Here is a 15,832-nt window from a genome sequence, read left to right on the forward strand (position 1 = left end):
CGATGCGTTTCATACTTGCTTCCAAGTCCCCCTCCCGATTGGAACTGTTGCGTCGAGCCGGTCTGGATCCCGAGGTCCACGCCAGCGACGTCGATGAATCACTGGTCACCGACCCCCAACCCGTACGACTCGCACTGCGGCTCGCGGCTGCGAAGGGGGAATCGGTGGCCGGGCGGGTGGCAGGCGATGCGATCTTCGTCGCCTGTGATTCCGTGCTGGAGTTCGAGGGACGCGCGCACGGAAAACCCCGCACCGTCGAAGCCGCAACCACGCAGTGGCAGCGGATGCGAGGCCGCCAGGGAGTGCTGCACACGGGACATTTCGTGTTGGTCCGCCGCAACGGCGATGCCCGGCAGGCGTTGCGCACCGCGAGCACCGTGGTGAAGTTCGCCGATGTCACGGATGAGGAGATCGCCGCCTACGTCGCGCACGGCGAACCTCGCTGGGTTGCAGGCGCCTTCACCATCGACGGACTGGGTGGCGCATTCGTCACGGGCGTCGAGGGAGATCCCCACAACGTGGTCGGCCTGTCCCTTCCCCTGCTGAGACAGATCCTGCTCGATCTGGGCGTCACCTGGCCGAGTCTGTGGCGTGGTGACGTCCAGACCTGACCTCACTCCTGAGGGCGTTGCTCCAGCCTCACCCGGGTGACCCGGCTCCAGTCGTCGAACGCGCAGTGCACGCGTGTCCCGTTCGGGTAGGTCAGGACGATGCCACCGTCGTTGGTCCGTACCGGCCTGAGACCTCGTTGAGCACCGAAGTTACCGATCGTCTGGCGATGGTTCCTCGAGTACTCGAGACAGGCCGACATCATTCGCGGCAGCGCTTCCGGCGTGGGGACGGGCAGTTCGAGGTTGAAAATGGCGAGATAGGCCACGCCGCTGCCGTACGGGGCCGCATAGATGGCCGGCGCGCCCGACAGCCGTGCGGCGAGGAAGGCGACGGCGGATCCCGGTCTCATCCCGTAGTCCGTCACACCTTCCAGGGAGAACGATTCCACGGTGAACTCCGGGATACCCGCCTCGCGCCCCTTCGCGCACCCCGGCAGGATTGCCGACACCACGGGATGCGAGGCGCCGTACCCGGGGTTCGCCCAGGACCACATCCACGTGTTCGAGATCTCGGAGGAGGTACCGACCATCGCTATGTCATAGGTCCGCTCCCCCAACCACAGCCTGCGCTGGTCCAGATCGACCTCCCACTGGGTGGAGCCGGCCTCGTCGAGCAGGGCCTGCTGCCCCTCCACGGCCAGCAGGGCGAAGTCGGTCAGGGCATCAGCGAGAGTCACGGCCATGAAGCAATGCTTCCACATTTTCGGCCCAGTGCTCGAGGGAAAACCAACCCCTTCCAGAACCAAGGTAATTTTATTTTCAATTTTCTCAAAGTGTTATCGCCGGTTGACCAGTCCCAGCGGGGACTTGAAGGACGGCTTGGGCGAGCAGCAGAATTGGGGCATGTCGCTGCCTGCCCGTTCCCCCCTGACAGACGTCGGGGCGAAGGCTGCCAGGATTCTGGACCAGGCCCAGGCGATGGCCGACCAGTTGAGGGCCGAAACCCGGGCGGAGGTCCTGGAGATCCTGCGACGCCACGAGGCGGAGCGCACCGCGGCCGAGGACCTCGCGGCAGCAAACACACAGGCCCGGCAGGAACTGGCCGACACCCGTGATCAGGCGCGTCAGCGCATGGCCAAGGCCGACGAGGAAGCGCGCTCCACCATGCGTGAGGCCTCCTCCAGAGCAGCCCGACTGGTGGCCGGGGCAGAACAGACCTGCGACCAGCTGCGCGCCGACGCCACATCGGAGGCGAAACAGATAGTCCAGCGCAGCCGCGATGAGGCGGAGCGGATCCTGGCAGAGGCCAGGAAGGCAGCCGAAGAGGTCGCAACGCTACAGCGCACCGAACAGGAAAAGCTGCAAGCCACCTGGAGCGAGCGGGAACGAGCGTGCGAGAAGAAGATCGCCGCGCGCAGGGCGGAGGCCGAGACGGAGATCAGGCAGTCCCTGACATCGGCCCGCACGGAGGCCCGGGAGATCGTGGAGAAGGCCCGCGCGGAAGCTGAGCGAATCAGGAGGTCGACCACCGCGTGGCGCGAGGAATACGTCGCCGCGGCGGAAGCAACGGTGGTCACCGCCGAGAAACAGCGTGATGACCTGCTCGCCTCGGCCCAGAAAGAATCCCAGCAGCTGCTCAAGGAAGCATCGTCACAGCTGAGCTGGACCAAACAAACCGTGGCCGATCTGCGCAGCAGCGTCGAGGCCGAGGTGGAGGCGAAACGGGCCGAGGCAGCGGAAGAGCTCGAGCTCTGGAAACAGACCCAGAAGGACGACCTCGACGCCTTCATCGTCTCCCGCCGCCACGAACTGGCGGTTGCGGAGGCCGCCACCATCGCTGCGGTGCGGGAAGCGAACGAAAGGGTCGGGAGTCTGCTCTCGGCGGCCCAGGAGGAAGCCGAACGAACTCGTCGCACCGCCGAGCAGGAAGCCGACGCTCGTCGTCGCACCGCAGCCGAGGAATCACGAGAGCTGGTCGAAAGGGCCAACCGGATCCTCGCCGTCGCCAAGGACGAGGCCCAGACGTTGCGGGAGCAGACGATGACCGAGCTGGAGAAGCTCCACTCGGAGCACTACACGAAACTACGAACCGATCGCGAAACCGCCAAACGCGAGGTCGAGCAGGCCCGCGCAGAAGCGGAGCACGCCCGCGCAGACGCACGTCGCAGGCTGAGGGATGCACGCGAAGAGGTGAAGGCACTCTCCAAACAGCGCGACGAGATCACATCCCAGTTGAGTAAACTGTCCGGGGTCATTGAGGCTTTGGCCGCACCCGGCGACAATGAATGAGGAGACCGATGACCGACGAAACATTCGCAACGGTGCGCCGAGGCTACGATCCAACCCAAGTGGATTCCGTTTTGCGCCGGATGCGCCAGACACACGCCGCTGCTCTGCAGGAGGCAGCCACCCAGACGGTTGAAATCAACAAACTCAATCAGGCGCTTGAGGCTTCCCAGGGCCGCGTCACCGGGCTGCAGCAGCAGGTGAGCGAACTCCAGGAGCAGGTGAATCAGGCCCAGGCACACGGCTCGAGCGGCCAGGGCACCGACTTCTCCTCCCTCGGGGAGCGGATCGTCCAGATGCTGAACCTTGCGCAGGAAGAAGCGGATGACATTCGATTGCGCGCCCAGGAGGACGCGGAAGCGATGGAGATCCAGGTGGCGCACGAGGTGGAGCATGCTCGTGCCGCCGCGGATGGTTATGCCTCCGAGACCCGTACCAAGGCCGAGGCAGATGCCGCCCGGATCATCGAGCAGGCCAACCGTGAGGCCGATGAGCTGTTGGATCACGCCGACCGCGAGGCCTCCGCGCGTCGCCGCGAGGCCGAGGCCGTCTTCGAGCAACAACGCGCGGCGGCTGGCGCAGCAGCAGCTGAGTTCGAGGCGACGCTCGCGGAACGCCGGGAGCGCGCGACCGCCGAGTTCGCCACCCAGATGGCCAACCATGAACGCGCCCTCGCCGTGGCCAATGACAAGTTGACGGAGGCACAGACCGAGGCGGCTCGCGTCCTCGAAGAGGCTCATGCCTCCGCGGAGGAGGAACGGGAGCGTGCCGCATCCGAGGCGAAATCGCGTCTGGAGAACGCACGGATCGCCGCCGAGAGGGTCAAGCGAGAGTCGGAGCGCGAGTTGAGTGCCCTGGCTGCCCGTCGCGACTCCATCACCGAGCAGCTCGCGAATGTCCGCCAGATGCTGTCCACCTTGGGAGGTAGCGCGCTGTCGATGAACCTGGCACCTGCCGCCAGCCCGACCAGCCCGGGTGACGTGGCCGCCGAGGAGGCTGCCACGAAGAAGAACGCCTCGCCCAGAACGGGCGCCAAGGCCAGGTGACCGGGCTCCGTCACTGCTCGCGGTCGGTTCGCAGGGAAAGCGCCGAGAGTTCAGCGGTGACGGTGAAGGCTCCCTGCCACTGACCGCGTCGGAACAACAACGAATCCTGCCCGTCAGCCGTGATCTCGAATCCGGCGGCGGGCAGGTTCCGTCTCAGCCAGGCTGCGAGCTCCGCCCCGCCGGGGGATGTGATGGTCACGGTGATGTTGGATTCCAGGTCGATGCGGTCACGGATCACCAGCCCGGAGGGAAGCCAGAACTCGGCGGGACCGTTGCGGAACCCGAGTTGGGTCAGGGTGACGCCATCGGTGGGGGCATCGGCGGTCCATGTGACCTCCGGGGTGGCCGGCTGTGGCGGCGGGGTGGTGCAGCCGGCGAGCGCCAGGAGCGCCAGCAGCCCTGCCGCAGTTCTCCTCATCGGCGTTTCAATCCGAGCACGACATCGCGGGGGTCCTCCAGGCAGATGCGGACCTGCTCAGCCAGTCGTTCCTGCCGCGGGCTCGGGAGCCGGCCCGCCGGGAACCAGCCGAAGTCGCTGATCTCGCCGTCGCCGATTCCGGGCCGGCCGCCCACCAGACGACCCCGGAACCCATGATCCAGGAACCGACAGCGGTCGCCGTTGGGGAAGGTGACCTCGTCCATGACGTCCAGCCACAGCATCCGCTCCACCTCAACCTCGACGCAGGCCTCCTCCAAGGCCTCCCGCACAACCGTGTCGGCAGGGTTCTCCCCCGGTTCCACGATCCCGGAGATCGCGGCCCAGTTGCCGTCGTCGGCGCGACGGCCGAGCAGCACCTCGGGCCCGGTCGCTTCCTCCCGCAGCACCACGAGGGTGGCCCCGCTCAACCACAGCGTCTCGTTCCCGATGTGGCGGCGCAGCTCGAGGATGAACCCAGGTGTCGGCATGGCTCCAACCCTAGGGGCCCGACGAAGGGCCGCCCTGTTACACGCTGGGCAACGGATGAAAATCCTCGGGAGACGATGCGGCAGGCGGACGAAGCGCAGGTTCGTGGTTGCCACTAGACTCCGCCGAAGAGGGTCTAGCGGAGGAGGCAGAAGGTGAACAGCGGGGCCATCTCGAAGGTTCTGATCGCCAACCGCGGGGAGATCGCCGTCAGGGTGATCCGGGCCGCGCGCGACGCGGGCATCGCCTCGGTCGCCGTGTATGCCGACTCCGACGCGGGCTCCCTGTTCGTGACGCTCGCGGACGAGGCCTTCGCCCTGGGCGGGGCGACTCCCGCTGACACCTACCTGAGCGTGGAGAAACTCCTCGACGTGGCACGCCGTTCCGGCGCCGATGCAGTGCACCCGGGTTACGGTTTCCTGGCCGAGAACGCCGGTTTCGCCCGCGCCGTCATGGACTCGGGCCTGACGTGGATAGGCCCCCCCCCCGAGGCCATCGAGAGCCTGGGTGACAAGGTCAGGGCCCGCCACATCGCCCAGAAGGTGGGTGCCCCGCAGGTGCCGGGCACCCCCGATCCCGTCGCCGACGCCGCGGAGGTGGTGCGTTTCGCGGAGCGGCACGGCCTGCCGGTGGCCATCAAGGCGGCCTTCGGTGGTGGCGGTCGCGGGCTCAAGGTGGCCCGCGCCCTCGAGGAGATCCCCGAGCTGTTCGACTCCGCCACCCGGGAGGCCGTCACCGCCTTCGGGCGGGGCGAATGCTTCGTGGAACGCTACCTGGACAAACCCCGGCACGTGGAGACCCAGTGCCTGGCCGACGCACACGGCAACGTGGTGGTGGTCTCCACCCGCGACTGTTCGCTGCAGCGCCGTCACCAGAAGCTCGTCGAGGAGGCACCGGCGCCGTTCCTCAGCCCGGAGCAGGAAGAGCTGCTGCGCAGCTCGTCGAAGGCCATCCTGAAGGAGGCCGGGTACGTCGGCGCGGGAACCTGCGAGTTTCTCGTCGGTCTCGACGGAACCATCTCCTTCCTGGAGGTCAACACCCGCCTCCAGGTGGAGCACCCGGTTTCCGAGGAGGTCACGGGGCTGGATCTGGTGCGGGAGATGTTCCGCATCGCCGAGGGCGAGGAGCTGGGCTACGACGACCCCGAGGTCCACGGCCACTCGATCGAGTTCCGCATCAACGCCGAGGACGCCGGGCGTGGTTTCATGCCCGCCCCCGGCACCCTGGTCAAGTGGCACGCCCCCACCGGCCCCGGGATCCGCATCGACGAGGGCTATCACGCGGGCATGACCGTGCCGGGAGCCTTCGACTCGCTCGTGGCGAAACTCATCGTCACCGGCGCGAACCGCACCCAGGCCCTGGCCCGGGCGCGCCGCGCCCTGGGGGAGCTGCAGGTCGAGGGGATGCCGACGGTCGTCCCGTTCCACCAGGTTCTGCTGGAGGAACCCGACTTCGTGGCCGCCGGCGGCGGGTTCAAGGTCCACACCCGCTGGATCGAGACCGAGTTCACCAACGAGATTCCCGCCTACACGGGAGTGCTGGGTGAGCCCGAGGACCTGGGCGAACCCGAGGTGATCGCGGTGGAGGTCAACGGGCGTCGCATGGAGGTGAAACTGCCCGCCGGTTTCGGGACCCGTCCCGAGGCCCGCAGCAAGACCCCGAAGCGCCCCACCCGCCGCGACCGGGGTGGCGCCAAGGTCTCCGCCCCGAACGGAAACGGGCTGATCTGCCCCATGCAGGGCACCGTGGTGAAACTCTCCGTCCAGGAGGGCGAGGTCATCGAGGAGGGCCAGGTGGTGGCGGTCATCGAGGCCATGAAGATGGAACAACCGCTGCACGCCCACCGGCCCGGCCAGGTGGTGAGGCTAGCCATCGCCCCCGGACAGCCCGTCAACGCGGGCGATGTTCTCTGCGAGATCGTCGACCCGGAGTAGCTCCGATCGCTACTGCGCCGATGGCAGGAACTGGTCCATGTCGAGGGCGGGCAGGGCGGCGCTGGGCACACTGACGACCTTCGCGGGGATTCCCGCGACCGTGGTGTGCGGGGAGACGTCCTTCAGCACCACGGAACCCGCGCCTATCTTGGCGCCCTCCCCGACCCGGATGTTGCCGAGCACCTTGGCTCCGGCTCCGATCATGACGCCGCGCCCGATCTTGGGGTGGCGATCGCCCCCCTCCTTGCCGGAGCCGCCGAGGGTGACCTCGTGGAGCATGGAGAAGTCGTCCTCCACCACCGCGGTCTCGCCGATCACCACGCTGGTGGCGTGGTCGAACATGATGCCCTTGCCGATCCGCGCGGCCGGGTGGATGTCGACGGCGAACACCTCCGAGATCCGAGACTGCAGGTACAGGGCCAGGGAGTGGCGGTCGCGTTCCCAGTAGGAATGCGCCACCCGGTAGGCCTGGATGGAGTGGAATCCCTTGAAGTAGAGCAGTGGATTGGCGTACCCGGCGGCGGCGGGATCGCGGTGGACCACGGCCTGCAGGTCGGCTCGGATGGCGTTCTGGATGCACTTCTCATCACGCAGCACGTCGAGGATGATGTCGCGGAGGCTGAGGGCCGGGAGGGTGGCGTTGTCGAGTTTCGCGGCGAGGATGTAGGCCAGCGCGGTTTCCAGGTCGGGCTGGCTGAGCACCACGTGCGACAGGAACCCGGCCAGCAGCGGCTCGTTGGCGGCGGCCTCGGCGCACTCGGCACGGATGGACTCCCAGATCAGGTGGTCGGCGACGATGCGTGCAGGATCCATTGCTTCTCCAAGTCGTTTGCTGGCTGCCGAAACAGGAAACACAAAGGCTACCTGCCCGTATTCCGGCAGCACCGGTTCAAACATTCGGTTCCGCCTCCCGGGTAGGCTCTTTCCATGACCGCAGAGTTGCGTAACGCCCAACGCGACGAGTTCTGTCGCGTGCTGTCCATGGTGGCCCCGGACGCCCCGACGCTGTGTTCGGGTTGGACCGCCTTCGACCTCGCCGCACACATCTGGATCCTGAACCACGGGCCCCGCGCCTGGGCGGGCATGCTGCTGCCGCCGCTCTCGTGGCTCACGGACCGGGAGATCCAGCGGACGAAGGAACGGTTCTCCTATGCCGGGCTGGTCGAGGAGATCCGCACCGGCCCCGCGTCCTTCGCGTGCATGCCGACCGATCCCCGGGAGGAGCACCGGCACTCCCTCGGCGAGTACTTCATCCACACCGAGGACGTGCGCCGCCCCCGCGTCCTTCGCGTGCATGCCGACCGATCCCCGGGAGGAGCACCGGCACTCCCTCGGCGAGTACTTCATCCACACCGAGGACGTGCGCCGCCCGAATCGGCTGCCCAGACAGGAGATCTCCCCCGGCCTGGCCGAGGCCCTGTGGAAGCGCCTCAGGACGGCCTCCCGGCAGCTGCACCCGTTCGCCTCCTGGGAGTTCCGCACCCCGCAGGGCGGGCACGGGAAGATCGGGCGCGGTCCCGTCACCAAACAGATCACGGGCGAACCCGGTGAGCTGCTGATGTGGGTATACGGGCGCACCGAGGCCGCCCGGGTGGAGATCGTGAAGCCCTGAGGCTCACAGGAAACGCACTGGTTTCTCAGGGCAAACCCATCGTTGCCGGCTTCAGGATTCTTCCCAGGGGACGAAACCGAAAGGCGGAACAGCAATGGGATTCAGGAAGATCGCGGCCAGGTTCGCGGGGCTCGCCGCAGCGGCCCTGCTGGCGGCCGGGACCCTCGTCGGATGCGTGAACGCGAGCGATGTGAAGGCCGAGGAACCCGCCTCGGTGAGCAGCGCCGCGTCGGCCACGAACGTCTCGACCGCCTCCGCCGGGACCGCCTCGACCACACCCAGCGCCGGAGCCACCTCGGCGGCGAGCACCGCAGCCGGCACGAACACCGAGTTGACCTCCGGCCAGGTGAGCGTGACCATCGACGGCAAGTCCGCGACCCTGTCCGGGGCCTACGTCGTCGACGGCGTCGACGCGGTGATCGACGGCGGAACCTACTCCTCCACCACCGCCGACCAGGCCGTCTTCCTGGTGGTCAACGGCGGCAGCCTGACCATCAGGAACGCCGAGATCACCAAGTCCGGGGACACGTCCAACGAGGAACAGTCGAACTTCTACGGATTCAACTCCGCGGTGCTGGTGGCCGGCGAGGGATCCAGCGCGACCGTGGAGAACACGACCATCACCACCCAGTCGTCCGGTTCGAACGGCGTCGTGGCCACCGGCGGCGCCACCGCCACCGTGCGGCAGACCACCATCGAGACCCACGCGAACTCCTCGCGTGGCCTGCACGCCACCTACAAGGGCACCATCACCGGCGAGAACGTGGCCATCCACACGCGCGGAGCGCACTCCGCCACCCTGGCCACCGACCGCGGCAACGGTACCGTCACGGTCACCGGCACCAACGAGCTGAACACCGAGGGGGACGGCTCTCCCCTGCTGTATTCCACCGGCCAGATCTCGGCCAGCGGGGTCACTGGGGAGGCGAAGGACTCCGAGGTGGTCGTGGTGGAGGGCAAGAACTCCGCCACCCTGACCGATTCCACGGTCACATCCAGCGGCAAGAAGGCCGTGATGCTCTACCAGTCCTTCAGCGGCGACGCGCACGACAAGGACGCCACCGCCACCCGGTCCACGTTCACGATGACCAACACGAAACTCACCGCGAACGGCACGGACGCGGTGCTCTACGCCACCAACACCACCACCTCCGCGACCCTCACGAACGTGGAGATCACCTCCAGCGCCTCGGTCGGCGTCAAGGCCGACGAGGACCGCTGGGGCAAGTCCGGGAGCAACGGAGCCACGCTGCACCTGGTCCTGGACGGCACCACCATCACCGGCGGTGCGACGGCGGGAAGCAGCTCGGCGATCACCATCGCATCCACCAACGGTGGCAAGGTGGAGGGGGAGGTGAGCGGTTCGGTCACAAATTCCTGACACGGCTACAGCGGGCGGCCGGGGATCCCCTCCCCCGGCCGCCCGTCCATGCCGTCATCCGCGAACGCCCTAGGGGCGGCGCGCCACGTGGTTCCGGCACGACCGGCTCGCTGCCGCTCGCAGGCCGACCCAACCAGATCCGGGAGGGATGCGCCCTCCCGAGGTGTCGTCACTCGCCGGGGGCGCGCACCCCGATGGTGAGCAGCAGGTTGGCGTAGAGCCGCTGGTCCGCCGAGACGATGACGACGGTGACGTCCTCGGCCTTCGCGGCGTCGTAGAAGTCCCAGCGGGGAATCTCGTCGAAGGCGACGCCGGGCAGGGCGGCCCGGTATTCGTCGTGGGCGGGGATCACGTCCGGGGCCTCGATGCCCACCGCGTCCGCGGCGGGCACCATCAATCCGGCTCTTTCGATGGGGACGGTGCGTTTCAGCACGTCGAGGATCTGGGTGACGCCGAGCAGCCCGGGCGCGAGGTTCAGGAAGATGCGTTCCGCCGCCGCGGGGGCTCCGCTGGCGACCGGGTAGTTGCCGTCGGTGATCAGGATCCTGCCGCTGTGCCCGCTGCGCCCCAGCGCAGCCAGCAGCCCGGGGTGGGTCATGGGTCCGTACAGCATGTCAGTGTCCTCTCGTGGATTCTCGGATGATCAGTTCGGGCGCCAGGAGCGTGTGCCGCGCCGGTCCCCCGGCAATCAGCTCGGCCAGGTGCCCCACCGCGCAGGCCCCCACCTCCTGGTGTGGCTGCCGGATGGTGGTCAGGGGCGGCAGGAAACTGTCCGCCCCATCGACGTCGTCGACCCCGACCACCGCCACGTCCTCGGGCACGTTCCGGTCGTGTTCCGCCAGCCAGCGCAGCGCCCCAAGCGCCAGGTGATCGTTGCTGGCGAACAGCCCGTCGATGCCGCCGGGGAACCGGTCCCCGAGGGCGTAGCCGCTGCGGGCCTCCCAGGAATCGGCCGAGACCTTCGCGGGTTCGATGCCGGCTTCCAGGCAGGCCGCGTTGAAGCCGTCGCGGCGTTCGTGGGCGTCGAACCAGTCGGAGGGACCGCAGATGTGCAGCAGCCGCCGACGTCCCAGCTCCACCAGGTGGTTCGTCGCCTTCCGGGCCGCCGCGTCCTGGTCGATGGCGACGCTGGCGACATCGTCCGGGAGGTCGAACCGCTGCCCGACGAACACCGCCGGTATCCGCCCGTGCACCACCGAGACGAGATCCGCGGACTGGGCGTGGCCGCCCAACACCACGATCCCGTCCACCCCGAGCGGCACGAGCTGGTCCAGGGTGGGGTTCTGGTCCCTGGGGCTGCCCGCCACCGAGGTCTGATAGCCGAGTCTCCCGAGCTCCGAGACGATCGACAGGAAGGTGCGGGCGTGCCCGCCGAACAGCGGGGTGGCGTTGACGACGTGGATCACACCGGTGCGGCGGTTCGACAGCGACCGGGCTGCCAGGTTGGGGCGGTAGCCGAGTTCCTCGACGGCGGCCAGCACCCGTTCCCGGGTTTCCGGCGCCACGACGCTGGCGCCGCGCACCACCCGGGAAACGGTCTGGCTGGAGACCCCGGCGAGCTTTGCGACGTCGGAGAGCCGGGCACGGCGGGCACTGAACCTCATGGCCGGTGGATCCTGGTCTCGGCGGTGGCGGCGATGACCTCGTTCCTGCGGGCCGAGTCGAGTTCCCCGGTGATCTCGAACTGCGCCAGCAGCGACCCGAGGGTGGAGGCCTCCGCGGGTCCCGCCAGCACGGGAACGCCGAGGGAGCGCGCGGTCAGGTCGCACAGCAGGGCGTTGCGGGATCCGCCGCCGACGAGGTTCAGCTGCGTCGGGGCCCGGCCGGTGAGCGCCGCGAGATCCCTCACCCCCCAGGCGTAGCGTTCGGCGAAGGATTCGCACAACGCCCTCACGAGCTGCCCCTGGCTGATCCCCGCCGGGGCTCCCCCCACCCGCAGGGCCTCGGTGACGCGTTCCACCATGGATCCGGGTTGGGCGTACCGAGGATCATCCGGGTCGATCACCACGCCCAGGGAATCGGCCCGGCGGGCGGCCTCGACCAGGGCGGCGATGTCGTGGACCTGCCCCGCCGCCTGCCAGTCGCGCTGGCACTCCTGGAGGATCCACAGCCCGGTGATGTTGAACAGGGGACGCACCCCACCGTCGGCGCGGGCCTCGTTGGTCAATCCCAGGGCGCGGGCCTGTTCGCCGAGCAGCGGTTCGTCCCGCAGCACCCCCAGCACCGACCACGACCCGGCCGACAGGAAACAGGTGACACCCTCGTCGCGTTGCAGGGCGGCGACCGCGCAGGCGGAGTCGTGGGCGCCGGCCCGCGCCACGGTCAGCTGCTCCAGCCCGGGGATGGTGCAGGGACCCGCGACGCCGTACTCAGGGGTCAGATCCCCCACCCAGGAACGCGGGATCCCGAGGGCGTCGAAGACCTCACCGGCCCAGTCGTTCACGCCGGGGGCGCACAGACCGGAGGTGGATGCGATGGAACGCGACCAGCCGCGGACGCCCGTCAGCAGGTGGGTGAACCAGTCGGGCAGGAACAGGATCTGCTCGGTGCGCGCCGCCGATTCGGGTTCCTCGCTGAGGTAGGCGAACAGCTGGTTCGCAGAGTTGATGGTGGCGGGCGCCGTCCCGGTCAGCTCCCAGGCCCTCTCGTCGGGCAGTCTCTCCCGGAAGGCGGCGAGGGTGCGGTTGGTGCGTCCGTCGCGGTAACAGCGTCCCGGGGTGAGGGGCGCGCCGTCCGCGCCGAGAGCAACCCAGTCGACGCCCCATGTGTCGATGCTGACGCTGGTCGCGTCGGGGAACCGTTCGACGGCCAGTCGCAGTCCTGTGATCATCTCCTGCCGGATCAGGTCGAGGTCCCAGCACAGGTAGCCGTCACGCATCGCGGCGGTGTGCGGGAAACGGTGCACCTCGGTCTCGGTGATGCGGTCATTGGCCAGCACTCCCGCGATCACCCGCCCGGAGGAGGAACCAAGGTCGACGGCTAGGGCTGTGGCGGTCACGGGAGACTCCTGAAAGCTGGTTCTGGACAAACGTTAGCGTTGCCAACACAACTGTGGCCGTTGTGCCGGCATCCTCGTGCGGGAATCGCCGCGAGTCCGGGAACTCGTGGCGATTCCCGCACGAGAAGAGGTTCAGCCGTACAGAGGGCCGAACTGGGCGCAGGCGCGGTAATCCGCGCCCTCCGGGTCGGCGGTTCCGAAGCCGAGCCAGTTCTTCGGCCGGAAGACCTGCTCGGCGGGCACGTTGTGCATGTTGACGGGGATGCGCAGCATGGAGGCCAGCGTGATGAGGCGGGCCCCGATGTGGCCGTAGCTGATCGCACCGTGGTTGGCCCCCCAGGCGTTCATCACGTCGTAGACGGAGGTGAACGGGCCCTCGCCGGTCAGGTTCGGCACGAACCAGGTGGTGGGCCAGGTGCGGTCGGTGCGGTTCTCGATGGCGGTTGCGACCTCGTCGGGTAGTTCCACGGTCCAGCCCTCGGCGATCTGGAGGACGGGCCCGAGCCCGTCCACGAGGTTGATGCGGCACATCGTGACGGGCACGTCGCCGGCGGAACGGAAGTGGGTGGACATGCCGCCGCCGGGGAAGTACTCGTAGGTGGCCGGGTGGAAGGTGGTGCCCTCCAGCATGGCCTTCTGGTCCTCCTCGGTGACCTCCCACCAGGGTTTGATGACGTGCTGGCCGTCACGCACCGCGGCGAAGGTGCCGTCGAGGGTGGTGGACCCGGAGTTGCGCAGGTCGATGACGCCGCCGGCGGCCCGGCCCTCGAGCCTGTGCCCGGTGACGCGTTCCACGGATTCGGCGCTCCAGTAGGTGCGCACGTCGCTGAACAGCTGGGAGGTGTTGGTCAGCAGGTGGTTGAAGAGCATCGAGGCTCCGTTGAGGGAGTCGTTCTCGGTGGCCAGGATGTGGGGTGCGCGGGTGCCGTTCCAGTCGAAGGTGGTGTTGAGGATGGTCTCCATCAGGTCGCCGTTGGGGAACCCGTCGGTCCACTGCCGCTGCCCCTGGAAACCTGCGGCGATGGCGCCTCGACCGAGCGCCTCCTCACCCCAGCCCTTCTCCGCGAGCCTGGGATTGCCGGCCATGAGGTCGCGGGCGATGAGGGTCATCTTGACCGAGTAGGCCCACCAGTCGTCGTGCCGTTCGGGTTTCTGGTTGTGCGGCGGGTTGAAGTCCTCACCCTGGCGGAAGTTCTCCCTCACCCAGGCGAGGGCCTTCTGGTACTCCTCGACGTCGTAGATCTCCTCGTTCACGCGGCGGGCGAACTCGCTCATGTCGATGTACTCGTTGCGCATGCCCAGGTACTTGGTCCAGAACTCGTCCTTGACGACGGAACCCGCGATGCCCATCGAGACCGCACCCATGGACAGGTAGGAGCGTCCCTTCATCTGGGCGACGGCGAGGCCGCAGACGGCGTAGTCGAGCAGCCGCTGACGCACCTCGTCGGGGATGGTCTCGTCGTCGGCGTCCTGCACGTGTTCGCCGTAGATGCCGAAGGCGGGAATGCCCAGTTGGGTGTGTCCGGCCAGCGCGGCGGCCAGGTAGACAGCGCCCGGGCGTTCGGAACCGTTGAATCCCCAGATGGCGTGCGGGATGGTGCGGTCCATGTCGATGGTCTCGGTTCCGTACGCCCAGCAGGGGGTCACGGACAGCGTGAGGCCCACGTTCTCGCGGCGGAACTTCTCGGCGGTGGCCTGCGCCTCGGCCACCCCTCCGATCGTGGAGTCGGCGATGACGCACTCGACGGGGTTGCCGTCGATGTAGCGCAGCTCCGCCTCGTACAGGGCGGCGACGCGCCTGGCCATGTTCATGGTCTGGTCCTCGAGGCTCTCGCGGACCCCGCGGCGCCGGCCGTCGATGATGGGCCGGATGCCGATCTTCGGATGGTTCGTCATGGATTGTTCCTTAACTTCGATTGTGGTTGCCGGGCTTGATCAATTCCGGTGTCCCGAAGCTGACGGTTTCGAGACGCTGGAATCGGTCAAATGGGAGGTTCCCGCCGGGCGGGACAACACCCGCCCGGCGGAAACGGGGATCACTCGTAGAGGTTGGGTTTGATGCTGGGATCGTCGATGTTGGTCTTGTCGTACCAGGCGAACCCGGAATCGATGGTCTTGGGCAGGTCCTTGCCGTTGACCGCGAGGATGGCGGCCTTGACGGTCTCGTAGCCGATCTTCACCGGCGACTGGGTGACGGCCCCGGCCTGGGTGCCGGCCTTGATGGCCTCGATCTGGGTTTTCCCGGAGTCGAACCCGACGACGGTGACCTTGGCGCCGGACTCGTTGGCGCCCTGGATGGCACCGGTGGCGGCGGCCTCGTTGGAACCGTAGATGCCCGCGATGTCGGGGTTGGCCTGGATCATCGACTTGGAGGTGTTGGCGGCCAGGCCGACCTCGCCCGCGACCTGCTCGGGCAGCAGGGTGACGTCGGGGGCATTGGCCTTGATGTACTCCTTGAAGCCGTCGCAACGCTGCTTGCCGGTCTGCGAGGTCTGGTCATGGCAGATCAGGCCGACCTTGCCCTTGCCACCCACCAGCTCGACCATGTGCTTGGCGGCCTCGGCCGCCGCCGCGTTGTTGTCGGTCTGGACGGTGGACAGCGGAATGTCGGAGTCCACACCGGAGTCGAAGGCGACCACCGGGATGTTCGCGGCCTTGATCTTGCCGAGCAGATCGGCGGCAGCGCCGGAGTCGAGGGCGGCGAAACCGATGGCCGCGGGCTTGGAGTCGAGGGCGGTCTGGAGCTGGTTGAGCTGTTCCGTGACGGCCTGCTCGTTCTCGGGACCCACGAACTCGACCTTGTAGCCGAACTTCTTGCCGGCATCCTCGGCGCCCTCCTTCACGGCCTGCCAGAAGCGGTGCTGGAAGCCCTTGGAGACCAGGTAGATGGTCTTGGTGTTGTCCCCCTTGGGGACGTCGCTGTCGGCGACTGCGGTGGCCGCGGCGGTGGACGACTTGTCGGCCGTCTTGCTGGCCTCCCCGCTGCTGGAGGTGGATGTGGTGCAGGCCGAGAGCCCGAGTGCCAGGACGGAGGCGAGAGCGACGGCGGGACGCAGAAGACGCATGGTCTTTCCTTTCGGATCAGGGGCTTCGATGCCCCGGCAGAGAGGGTGGTCAGGA

15 protein-coding genes are annotated in these 15,832 nt (G+C 68.0%); 6 read left to right on the top strand and 9 right to left on the bottom strand.

All coding sequences use genetic code 11. The annotated features are described in order from the left end of the window. The first annotated feature begins 2 nt into the window (after nt 1-2). Nucleotides 3-611 (top strand): Maf family protein, encoded by a 609-nt coding sequence (locus E0E39_RS10015; RefSeq protein WP_130874608.1) that lies wholly within the window; start codon nt 3-5, stop codon nt 609-611. 2 nt (nt 612-613) lie between these two features. Here the strand turns inward: E0E39_RS10015 and E0E39_RS10020 are convergent, their stop codons facing one another. Then, the gene (locus E0E39_RS10020) at nt 614-1,294 is read right to left on the bottom strand and encodes a DUF6882 domain-containing protein (protein ID WP_130874609.1); all 681 of its coding nucleotides are present in this window, start codon (nt 1,292-1,294) and stop codon (nt 614-616) included. 160 nt (nt 1,295-1,454) lie between these two features. Between E0E39_RS10020 and E0E39_RS10025 the strand changes: the two genes are divergently transcribed. Both E0E39_RS10025 and E0E39_RS10030 read left to right on the top strand, forming a co-directional pair. Beyond that, nucleotides 1,455-2,840: a coiled-coil domain-containing protein gene (locus E0E39_RS10025; protein ID WP_130874610.1), complete on the top strand. Its 1,386-nt coding sequence runs from the start codon at nt 1,455-1,457 to the stop codon at nt 2,838-2,840. Between the two features lie 8 nt (nt 2,841-2,848). Beyond that, nucleotides 2,849-3,883, top strand: coding sequence for a coiled-coil domain-containing protein (locus tag E0E39_RS10030; RefSeq protein ID WP_165444730.1), 1,035 nt, complete (start codon nt 2,849-2,851; stop codon nt 3,881-3,883). Nucleotides 3,884-3,893: 10 nt separating this feature from the next. On the opposite strand, the gene E0E39_RS10035 is transcribed toward E0E39_RS10030, so the two are convergent. Both E0E39_RS10035 and E0E39_RS10040 read right to left on the bottom strand, forming a co-directional pair. Further along, a complete protein-coding gene (locus E0E39_RS10035; RefSeq protein WP_130874612.1) occupies nt 3,894-4,301 on the bottom strand; it encodes a hypothetical protein in 408 nt (135 codons plus the stop codon). Continuing rightward, nucleotides 4,298-4,789 carry an NUDIX hydrolase gene (locus E0E39_RS10040; RefSeq protein WP_130874613.1) on the bottom strand — a complete coding sequence of 164 codons (492 nt, stop codon included), beginning with the start codon at nt 4,787-4,789 and terminating at the stop codon, nt 4,298-4,300. Before E0E39_RS10040 ends, E0E39_RS10035 begins: the two co-directional genes overlap by 4 nt. 153 nt (nt 4,790-4,942) lie before the next feature. On the opposite strand from E0E39_RS10040, the gene E0E39_RS10045 reads away from it, so the two are divergent. Next, the gene (locus tag E0E39_RS10045; protein ID WP_130874614.1) at nt 4,943-6,721 is read left to right on the top strand and encodes an acetyl/propionyl/methylcrotonyl-CoA carboxylase subunit alpha; all 1,779 of its coding nucleotides are present in this window, start codon (nt 4,943-4,945) and stop codon (nt 6,719-6,721) included. 9 nt (nt 6,722-6,730) lie between these two features. Here E0E39_RS10045 and cysE read toward each other — a convergent pair whose 3' ends face one another. Continuing rightward, the gene (gene cysE, locus E0E39_RS10050; protein WP_130874615.1) at nt 6,731-7,534 is read right to left on the bottom strand and encodes a serine O-acetyltransferase; all 804 of its coding nucleotides are present in this window, start codon (nt 7,532-7,534) and stop codon (nt 6,731-6,733) included. A 114-nt stretch (nt 7,535-7,648) separates the two neighbouring features. On the opposite strand from cysE, the gene E0E39_RS16790 reads away from it, so the two are divergent. Beyond that, complete coding sequence (locus E0E39_RS16790; RefSeq protein WP_130874616.1) at nt 7,649-8,272, top strand: maleylpyruvate isomerase family mycothiol-dependent enzyme; 624 nt, start codon at nt 7,649-7,651, stop codon at nt 8,270-8,272. Between the two features lie 155 nt (nt 8,273-8,427). After that, complete coding sequence (locus tag E0E39_RS10060) at nt 8,428-9,714, top strand: right-handed parallel beta-helix repeat-containing protein (protein ID WP_245988273.1); 1,287 nt, start codon at nt 8,428-8,430, stop codon at nt 9,712-9,714. 169 nt (nt 9,715-9,883) lie between these two features. On the opposite strand, the gene E0E39_RS10065 is transcribed toward E0E39_RS10060, so the two are convergent. From E0E39_RS10065 to E0E39_RS10085, 5 genes are all read right to left on the bottom strand, one after another. After that, a complete protein-coding gene (locus E0E39_RS10065) occupies nt 9,884-10,327 on the bottom strand; it encodes an RbsD/FucU family protein (protein WP_130874617.1) in 444 nt (147 codons plus the stop codon). A gap of 1 nt (nt 10,328) precedes the next feature. Further along, a complete protein-coding gene (locus E0E39_RS10070; protein ID WP_130874618.1) occupies nt 10,329-11,318 on the bottom strand; it encodes a LacI family DNA-binding transcriptional regulator in 990 nt (329 codons plus the stop codon). Then, nucleotides 11,315-12,712 (bottom strand): rhamnulokinase, encoded by a 1,398-nt coding sequence (locus tag E0E39_RS10075; RefSeq protein WP_130874619.1) that lies wholly within the window; start codon nt 12,710-12,712, stop codon nt 11,315-11,317. Before E0E39_RS10075 ends, E0E39_RS10070 begins: the two co-directional genes overlap by 4 nt. 132 nt (nt 12,713-12,844) lie before the next feature. After that, complete coding sequence (locus E0E39_RS10080; RefSeq protein WP_130874620.1) at nt 12,845-14,608, bottom strand: L-fucose isomerase; 1,764 nt, start codon at nt 14,606-14,608, stop codon at nt 12,845-12,847. Between the two features lie 140 nt (nt 14,609-14,748). Continuing rightward, nucleotides 14,749-15,777, bottom strand: coding sequence for an ABC transporter substrate-binding protein (locus tag E0E39_RS10085; RefSeq protein ID WP_130874621.1), 1,029 nt, complete (start codon nt 15,775-15,777; stop codon nt 14,749-14,751). Between the last annotated feature and the right edge of the window lie 55 nt (nt 15,778-15,832).

Origin of the sequence: [Pseudopropionibacterium] massiliense, assembly GCF_900607225.1 — a bacterium.
In the GTDB taxonomy this organism is placed as follows: Bacteria; Actinomycetota; Actinomycetes; order Propionibacteriales; family Propionibacteriaceae; genus Arachnia; species Arachnia massiliensis.

Coding starts and splice junctions, on each gene's coding strand:
- E0E39_RS10060 (WP_245988273.1), top strand. CDS start 8,428: ATGGGATTCAGGAAGATCGCGGCCAGGTTCGCGGGGCTCGCCGCAGCG.
- E0E39_RS10080 (WP_130874620.1), bottom strand. CDS start 14,608: ATGACGAACCATCCGAAGATCGGCATCCGGCCCATCATCGACGGCCGG.
- cysE (WP_130874615.1), bottom strand. CDS start 7,534: ATGGATCCTGCACGCATCGTCGCCGACCACCTGATCTGGGAGTCCATC.
- E0E39_RS10015 (WP_130874608.1), top strand. CDS start 3: ATGCGTTTCATACTTGCTTCCAAGTCCCCCTCCCGATTGGAACTGTTG.
- E0E39_RS16790 (WP_130874616.1), top strand. CDS start 7,649: ATGACCGCAGAGTTGCGTAACGCCCAACGCGACGAGTTCTGTCGCGTG.
- E0E39_RS10040 (WP_130874613.1), bottom strand. CDS start 4,789: ATGCCGACACCTGGGTTCATCCTCGAGCTGCGCCGCCACATCGGGAAC.
- E0E39_RS10035 (WP_130874612.1), bottom strand. CDS start 4,301: ATGAGGAGAACTGCGGCAGGGCTGCTGGCGCTCCTGGCGCTCGCCGGC.
- E0E39_RS10070 (WP_130874618.1), bottom strand. CDS start 11,318: ATGAGGTTCAGTGCCCGCCGTGCCCGGCTCTCCGACGTCGCAAAGCTC.
- E0E39_RS10085 (WP_130874621.1), bottom strand. CDS start 15,777: ATGCGTCTTCTGCGTCCCGCCGTCGCTCTCGCCTCCGTCCTGGCACTC.
- E0E39_RS10065 (WP_130874617.1), bottom strand. CDS start 10,327: ATGCTGTACGGACCCATGACCCACCCCGGGCTGCTGGCTGCGCTGGGG.
- E0E39_RS10025 (WP_130874610.1), top strand. CDS start 1,455: ATGTCGCTGCCTGCCCGTTCCCCCCTGACAGACGTCGGGGCGAAGGCT.
- E0E39_RS10030 (WP_165444730.1), top strand. CDS start 2,849: ATGACCGACGAAACATTCGCAACGGTGCGCCGAGGCTACGATCCAACC.
- E0E39_RS10020 (WP_130874609.1), bottom strand. CDS start 1,294: ATGGCCGTGACTCTCGCTGATGCCCTGACCGACTTCGCCCTGCTGGCC.